Here is a 2,317-nt window from a genome sequence, read left to right as displayed (position 1 = left end):
GTGCGACAAGAAGTCGCATAGTAAATTGCTGGTTGTCAGCTACCCTATCCATTTGGGGTAATCCTACCGTGACATGCGTAAGTGGTAACGCTTGGGTGTGAAGCTCACGGGATAAACACTGGGAAATCTGCTAGCCTAAAGCGGACGTACTGTGGGATAAGAATGTTATGGAGAACGTAAAGTGAACTATTGCAGGGTCGTTACAGGGAATAAGTGAAATCAGGCTGATACACTTACACCAAAAGGTGCGGAGGTTGGTTGCTGTGTCTTTCGTGTACGTAGCAACAAATGGACATCAGACCTCTCGGCTCAAGGATAGCTCCTAACACATTCACAATTATTTACTATGTGGAACTTGGTAAGCCCTATATGCTCCTTGCTTAGCAAGGTATCGACCCCGTAAGGGGAAGAAACGGTATAGAGGGTAAAGGAAAGGGAGAGAAAGCGAATGGCACTGCTGTAATGGCGGTGCATAGGGGTTCAAGATTTGCCCTAACCCGAAAGGGTGCAGACTTCTCTTATGGTATTTCATAGCAAAGAAAGGAAGGTAAACCTATGAATGATAATAATTCAATGACAGTGAAAACTGAGAGATTATCAAACACACAACAGTTAGAACAACAATGGACGACCATTGATTGGAAGAAAGCTGAACTAGAAGTTAATAGGCTACAATCTAGAATTGCTAAGGCAACTCAAGAAAAGAAATGGAACTTAGTTAAAAGACTTCAATATCTTTTAACACACTCGTATTATGCCAAAGTGTTAGCTGTTAAAAAAGTAACAACTAACAAAGGAAAGAATACAGCAGGAGTAGATGGAGAAAAGTGGAGTACACCAGCCTCTAAAATGAAAGCTGTATTATCGTTGAGTGATAAACACTACAAAGCAAAACCACTAAAAAGAGTTTATATTGACAAGAAAAATAAAAAGGCAAAAAGACCTTTAAGTATTCCGTGTATGTATGACAGAGCTATGCAAGCATTATATGCAATGGGTCTTGACCCAATAGCAGAAACAACCGCTGATAGGAAATCATTTGGTTTTCGTAAGGGGCGCTCTGCTCATGATGCGTGTGAATACATTTTCCAAATTTATTCAAGAAGATATAGTCCTGAATGGGTTTTAGAAGGAGATATTAAAGGGTGTTTTGATAACATTAGCCATGAATGGCTGTTAGAAAATATACCAATGGATAAATCAATCTTAAAACAATTTCTAAAAGCTGGTTTTGTATTCAAAGGTGACCTTTTTCCTACAGAGGACGGAGCACCACAAGGCGGAGTCATTTCACCAATATTAGCAAACATGACACTAGATGGTATGCAAAGAGCATTAGCCGAATACTTTGATGTAAATAGCAAAGGAAAAGTGAATGCAGAAACACACAGACACAATAAGGTAAATCTCATACGCTATGCCGATGACTTTATTGTATCTGCAAATACCAAAGAAAAGGCAGAAGAGGCTAAAGTGGTTATACAATCATTTCTAAAAGAGAGAGGACTAAAACTGTCAGAAGAAAAGACAGTGATAACACACATTGATGAAGGCTTTGATATGTTAGGATGGACATTTAGAAAATTCAACGGAAAGTTGATTATCAAACCATCTAAAACATCGATAAAAGCATTTGTAGCAAGTTTGTCAGAAACCATACTCAAACGTGGTAAGGCTTGGAAACAGGAAGTTCTTATTGAAAAGCTAAATCAACAAATTAGAGGATGGACGAATTACCATCAAAGTGTATGTGCAAGTGAAGCGTTTGCCTATATTGATTACATTCTTTACGAATTATTATGGAGATGGGCAAAGCGTAGACATCCACATAAAGGACGATGGTGGGTATCAACGAATTACTGGCATAGACGAGGCAGTCGCAATTGGGTGTTCTCTACCGAGAATAAAGAACTACTTCGGGTTGACCATATTCCAATTGTAAGGCACGTCAAAGTACAAACTACAGTGAATCCATACCTTGATATTGAATATTTTCAAGACAGAAAATTCAAACAAGGTATGAGAAGACTATCAGGACGATTTAAGTTGATTTGGAAAAATCAAAACGGGTGCTGTTATCACTGTGGAATGCCATTAGAAATTACAGAAGATAGAGAAATCTATTTTAAAGTACCTAAAACAAATGGTGGAAAGGACGAAGTTCCAAATATGGCATATGTCCATAAAAGCTGTCAACAGCTTTATATTGAGAGCCGCTCGAAAGAGTGATGAAATGCTTGAGCCGTATGATGGGAAACTATCACGTACGGTTCTTAGACGAGAAAGCGGGAGTAATCTCGCTGACTTAGTCGACTAT

General features: G+C 38.7%; 1 protein-coding gene. It reads left to right on the top strand.

Features of this window, described 5'->3' with window-relative positions:
• Positions 1 to 555 precede the first annotated feature (555 nt).
• On the top strand, positions 556 to 2,229 hold the full coding sequence (gene ltrA, locus DW761_RS20790) for a group II intron reverse transcriptase/maturase (protein WP_117455924.1): 1,674 nt from the start codon (positions 556 to 558) through the stop codon (positions 2,227 to 2,229).
• Positions 2,230 to 2,317 lie beyond the last annotated feature (88 nt).

Origin of the sequence: Absiella sp. AM29-15 (assembly GCF_003434225.1) — a bacterium.
Classification (GTDB): Bacteria; Bacillota_I; Bacilli_A; order Erysipelotrichales; family Erysipelotrichaceae; genus Hoskinsella; species Hoskinsella hominis.
The sequence above is the reverse complement of the archived record's forward strand: the minus strand, read 5'-3'. Positions and strand labels throughout refer to the sequence as shown.